The sequence below is a fragment of the uncultured Mucilaginibacter sp. genome (assembly GCF_937859865.1).
GTDB lineage: Bacteria > Bacteroidota > Bacteroidia > Sphingobacteriales > Sphingobacteriaceae > Mucilaginibacter_A.
On the sequence record NZ_CALMAT010000046.1, the window covers coordinates 1 to 4,985 of the forward strand.

The window sequence follows — 4,985 nt, forward strand, 5'->3', positions numbered from 1 at the left end:
TACATTTCTATTGATTGGCAAACTTTTATCAATATTTATTAATCGAACTCAGGTTCCTAATTATATTCTTATCAAAATATATAATTTGATACGATAAAAGAAGTATGGTTCAATAAAGCATACAATTTTAAACCTGTCAAACTTTGATTTTAATTGAACGAAGTTGATGTTGAAACTTCCTTCCAATTTTCCAAGTCAGCTTTTACAAAATCTATTTTTTGATTGGCCAAATCAAGCGCATCCTGTCCTAAAAACAAATGCAAAGCAGGCTTTTGTTCATTGCTCATTTGGATTAAAGCTAATGCTGCTTTTTCCGGGTCGCCTGACTGGTTTCCGGCAATTTGGTTTTGATGCAATTCCTGTGATTGTCTTGCCTCTTCATACTCTGCAATTGCATTGGCAGGCATCACAATAGACCCTTTTGAAAGGAAATCAGTGCGGAAATATCCCGGGTAAACAAGCGTTACTTTGATCCCGAAAGCTTTTGTTTCTGCTGCCAAACTTTCTGTTAATCCGGCTACTGCAAATTTTGTGGCACAATAAATTCCCCAGCCTGCAAAACCTGCGTTATAACCTGCAATAGACGAAATATTGAAAATATGACCTGATTTTGCAGCGCGAAAATGCGGCATTACATGGCGTACCACATTTAACAAGCCAAAAACATTAGTGTCAAAATTTGCCCTTGCTGCTTTGTCTGTCAATTCTTCCAAAGTCCCAATCTGCCCGTAACCTGCATTGTTTACAAGTACGTCAATTGTTTTAAAATGCACCAAAGTTGTTTCAATCGCTTTTTGGACAGAAACCTCATTTACCAAATCAACTTCAAGCGGTAAAAAATCTGCTGATTGTTCTCCAATTTCTTTCACCAATGCGTTACTGTTCCTTGAAGTTGCTGCAACTTTGTACCCTCCTGATAAAAGTTTTTTTACCAATGCAAGTCCCAAACCTTTTGAGGCCCCTGTTACAAACCATACTTTTTTGTTTTCCATTTTTTTGATTTTTTATGATACAAAAGTAGTTTGCCTAAGCATGGGCCATCTAACAAAAATCAAACAAAAGGTTACGAAAATCAAACAGACCTAAATTGCGAAGGCGTTTGTTGCATGTTTTTCTTAAAAAAATTGTTGAAATGCGTTGGTTCTTCAAACCCTAAACAATAGGCAATTTCTGCAACATTCCAATTGGTATATTTCAATAACATTTTTGCTTCTTGTGCCACACGTTCTGCAATTATTGCCGAAGTGGTTTTTTGGGTTGTTTCTTTCAAGGCACGGTTCAAATGGTTTACATGGATGGAAAGCTGACCGGCAAAATCAGAAGCCGAACGAAGGGAAAACTTTTGCGAAGGGCTTTCTATCGGAAACTGCCTTTCCAGCAACTCCAAAAACAAGGAAGAAATCTTGTCGGCTGCGTTAGAACTGTTGTAAATTGAAACGGCAGGCTGCATTTTTAAGGCAAGATGTACCAATTCAAACACGAGGTTTCTCAGCACATCATACTTGTAAGTATAGTCAGAATTGATTTCCTCAAACATTTTTTTGTAGATAGCCACTATGGAAACTGCTTCTTTTTCCGACAAAGAAAAAATCGGCGTACCGTTGGGCTGAAACACCGGGTATTCTTTCAGGTTGCCAAACCGGTTGAAAAAAGCTTCGGTAAAAACACAGAAAAAACCTGACTGATTTTCATCTAATTGCTCCCAATTGTAAGGGATTTTCGGGTTGGCAAACAATAAAGCCTGGTGTTCTATTTCCATCACTTTATCCGCATAATGAACCCTGTTTTTACCAATAATCAGGCTTATTTTATAATAATCTTTTCGGCTGTATGGGATTGGTTTGGAATGGCGTCCTACAAAATCGTCTAGCTTAAAAACATTAAAATGCCCGATCTCTTTTTTTAAATTATCAGGCATCCAATTGAGTTTTTCCTTATAAAATTCTTCTATGCTTTGTAACTTCTCCATTAAGCGAAGCTACAAAATTCAAACAAGTTTTGACAATGCTTCTTTTAGCAGATAAAAATATGCATGTACTTTTTATTGATACAGAAGTATGGAAAGTTTAAAGATTTTTAGGGCATAAAAGAAGCATGCAATTAACAGTTGCCAATACAATTTGCTAATCTTTCCTTATTAACTTAAAGGCCAAAAAAGGAAACAGCTTGTTGTGGTGCATCAAAGCTTTTGGAAGTTTCGCCCATCAATTTTGGAAACCTAAATTTAGATTGAGGGATTACATGTCCGCCGCCATAAATTGTGCAAAGTTCAACTACGGTTTGCCCTGCTTTCGTCCAAGATTTGCGTTCTGTATAAATCCCGTTATTTTCTTCCAAATTGTTTTCTTTTAAATTTTGTATTTTTTCTGTTAAAGGCTTTGTTGTAATTCCGTTCCGTTCGGCCAAACTTTCTGCAGATGCTTGTGCAGAAATTACCGTCCCGATCTTTTTAAAACCAAACAGCGTTACATCGCCGCCGTAATAGGGGTTGATTGGATCTTTGGTTCCGGTAACTAGCATCACCCTTGATGTTTGCCCTTCTAATTTACAAGAACAAGTGGCCAGCGTTGGGAGATTGGCACCAATAGCCGAAACCGCGGCTATCAAACCTGGTTCTTCCATGGCAAGCCGCAGGGCCATTTGTCCCCCATTTGAAAACCCGAATACATAAACTTTGCCCGCGTCAACTCCATAATCTTTCTTAAATTGATCAACCAAACTTTGGATAAACCCAACATCATCTATATTTTCTTTTTTTGCCGGAAAAGGCACATTGCTTCGACAGTCGTTCCAATTACCTTTATAGCCGTTTGGATAAATGACTACAAAACCTTTTTGGTCTGCCAATTGGTCAAACTCAAAAGCCGTCCATTGCCGCATTTTATCGGCGTTCATCCCGGTTCCATGTAAGGCAATAATTAACGCTGGTTTATTGCTCAGCTTTTTTGGAACGTAGAACAAATAATTTCTTGTTTGATTAGCCACTTGGATTGTAGCTTGTTCAATTTTTGAGCTAAGATGAGGTTCATTGGGAACTGGCGCATAAGCAAAATAAAAATAAGCAACAATTAAAAGGATTAGCAGGGTGCCAACAATAATGATTCGGTTCATTTTCTTTTTAAACGGAGGAACTTGTTATACAGCCAGCAGGACTTGAAATTAATCCAACTAAGGTTGCAAAATTATTTTTCCAACAGGTTTTGTTTGCTCTAAAAACAGTTGCGCTTCTGCTGCCTGTGCCAACGGGAAAGCCTTTGCTATAATTGGTTTGATTTTGCCTTCATTTAGCAGGTTGACCATCTTGGCCATGTCTTCTTGCAAACCTTTAGTTTTGGTACTAATTGTAGAGATAACAACACTTTTAGAATCAGGGGTTAATTTAAGAAGTAAAAAAGGCAACATCGCTTTTATCAACCTGATTTTAGGGTTGCCTTCGCCTTTAACTGCCGAACTTACCCCGAAAACTACAAGCCTTCCTTTTTTATTTAAAGCTTTATAAGATTGAAATAAATGATTGCCGCCAATTGGGTCTAAAACTGCATCCACCCCTTTTTCTGTTAAAAGCCTTATTTGTTCAACAAAATCAGTTTTAGTATAGTCAATTGGTATTCCGCCTTCCTTTTCAACCAAGGCTATTTTAGAAGTAGAAACAGTACCATAAGCTTTGATCCCAAGAATCTTTGCCAGTTGCAACACTGCTGTTCCAACGCCGCCGGCCGCTCCGTGTATCAAAATGCTGTTGCCTGATTTTAACCCGGCCGCTTTTGTTAAAAGTTGATATGCGGCAGTATAATTTAAAACAACACTTACAGTTTCCTCAGGGTTTAAGCCATCAGGAACTGTGGTAAGCTGGTTTTCGGGCAAACATATATAAGTTGTATAACCGCCCGTACCTGAAAACCCGGCCACAGTATCACCTGTTTTAAATTTGGTTACAGCACTTCCTATCGCTTCCACTTCACCTGCAATGTCATAGCCTGGTGTCATCGGGTAAGTAGCCGGACTAATGCCCTGGCGAAACAGGATATCGCCAAAGGCAACGCCACTGGCCCTGACTTGGATAAGAACTTCATTTGCTTTGGGCTGTGGTATTGGTTCCTCAATTAGTTTAAGCACTTCAACGCCTCCGGCCCTTTCAATAACAATTCGTTTGTTCAGCATTATATTTTAAAAAAAATTGAAATTCCTGTTTCAAATGTAGCTACATTAGCTTATCAAATATTAGCAGTAAACAAAAGGTTAGCAGTAACCTTTTGGTTAGTAAAACTTTAACAAATGGAATTTTGTAAAATAAGCAGTAACACTTTTGATGAAGAATGCGCGATTATGCTCCAAGCAGTTGGAGACGCCTTGTATGCGATGGGTGGAAAATGGAAACTAAGAATTATTATTGCTTTGTTTAATGGCAAAAAACGGTTTAACGAGCTGCAACGGACCATTACCGGGATTTCGGCCAGGGTATTGTCCAACGAATTGAAAGACTTGGAAATGAACGGGTTTGTAAAACGAAATGTAAATGCTGTGGCAATGCCGGTTACAGTTGAATATGAACTGACCGAATACAGCAATACTTTAGAAGATGTAGTGCGCTCTTTAAGTAAATGGGGCGCCATGCACCGGGAAAACATCAAACAGCAAATTGGCAAAAAGTAAATTTGCCTTTTGTTATTTGTTTAAGTTGGAAATATTTTTTGGTTTTATTTTTTTGACTTGTACTTTTTTGTTTCCAAGTTCCTAAACATATAATACTTCTTTTATGCCCTAAAAATTGGTATCGTTATCCAAGTTTAAAAAGACCAATTTTTAGGTGGTAAAAGAAGTATCTGAAAATTTGATTATAAAACCAGTGGTTTGCCGATGCTCAATACATCCAAGTTTAGCTTCTTTGCTGCCGCATGTAAATCTTTTAAAGGCTGGCCCAACGGTTCGTCTGAAAGGTCAAAAGTACCGTAATGCATCGGTATAAAACGGGCAGCGTTCAATTC

The 4,985-nt window shown here is 38.1% G+C and carries 6 protein-coding genes; 1 reads left to right on the forward strand and 5 read right to left on the reverse strand.

Translation table 11 applies throughout. The annotated features are described in order from the left end of the window. Positions 1-149 precede the first annotated feature (149 nt). From Q0192_RS05240 to Q0192_RS05255, 4 genes are all read right to left on the reverse strand, one after another. Positions 150-992, reverse strand: coding sequence for an SDR family NAD(P)-dependent oxidoreductase (locus tag Q0192_RS05240; RefSeq protein WP_299287145.1), 843 nt, complete (start codon positions 990-992; stop codon positions 150-152). Positions 993-1,072: 80 nt separating this feature from the next. Next, positions 1,073-1,918: a helix-turn-helix transcriptional regulator gene (locus Q0192_RS05245; RefSeq protein WP_299287147.1), complete on the reverse strand. Its 846-nt coding sequence runs from the start codon at positions 1,916-1,918 to the stop codon at positions 1,073-1,075. Between the two features lie 224 nt (positions 1,919-2,142). Continuing rightward, on the reverse strand, positions 2,143-3,111 hold the full coding sequence (locus Q0192_RS05250; protein WP_299287150.1) for a PHB depolymerase family esterase: 969 nt from the start codon (positions 3,109-3,111) through the stop codon (positions 2,143-2,145). Between the two features lie 57 nt (positions 3,112-3,168). Beyond that, a complete protein-coding gene (locus Q0192_RS05255) occupies positions 3,169-4,161 on the reverse strand; it encodes a medium chain dehydrogenase/reductase family protein (protein ID WP_299287153.1) in 993 nt (330 codons plus the stop codon). Between the two features lie 114 nt (positions 4,162-4,275). On the opposite strand from Q0192_RS05255, the gene Q0192_RS05260 reads away from it, so the two are divergent. After that, the gene (locus Q0192_RS05260) at positions 4,276-4,653 is read left to right on the forward strand and encodes a helix-turn-helix domain-containing protein (protein WP_299287156.1); all 378 of its coding nucleotides are present in this window, start codon (positions 4,276-4,278) and stop codon (positions 4,651-4,653) included. 182 nt (positions 4,654-4,835) lie between these two features. Here Q0192_RS05260 and Q0192_RS05265 read toward each other — a convergent pair whose 3' ends face one another. Then, the gene (locus tag Q0192_RS05265) at positions 4,836-4,958 is read right to left on the reverse strand and encodes a hypothetical protein (protein WP_299287159.1); all 123 of its coding nucleotides are present in this window, start codon (positions 4,956-4,958) and stop codon (positions 4,836-4,838) included. Between the last annotated feature and the right edge of the window lie 27 nt (positions 4,959-4,985).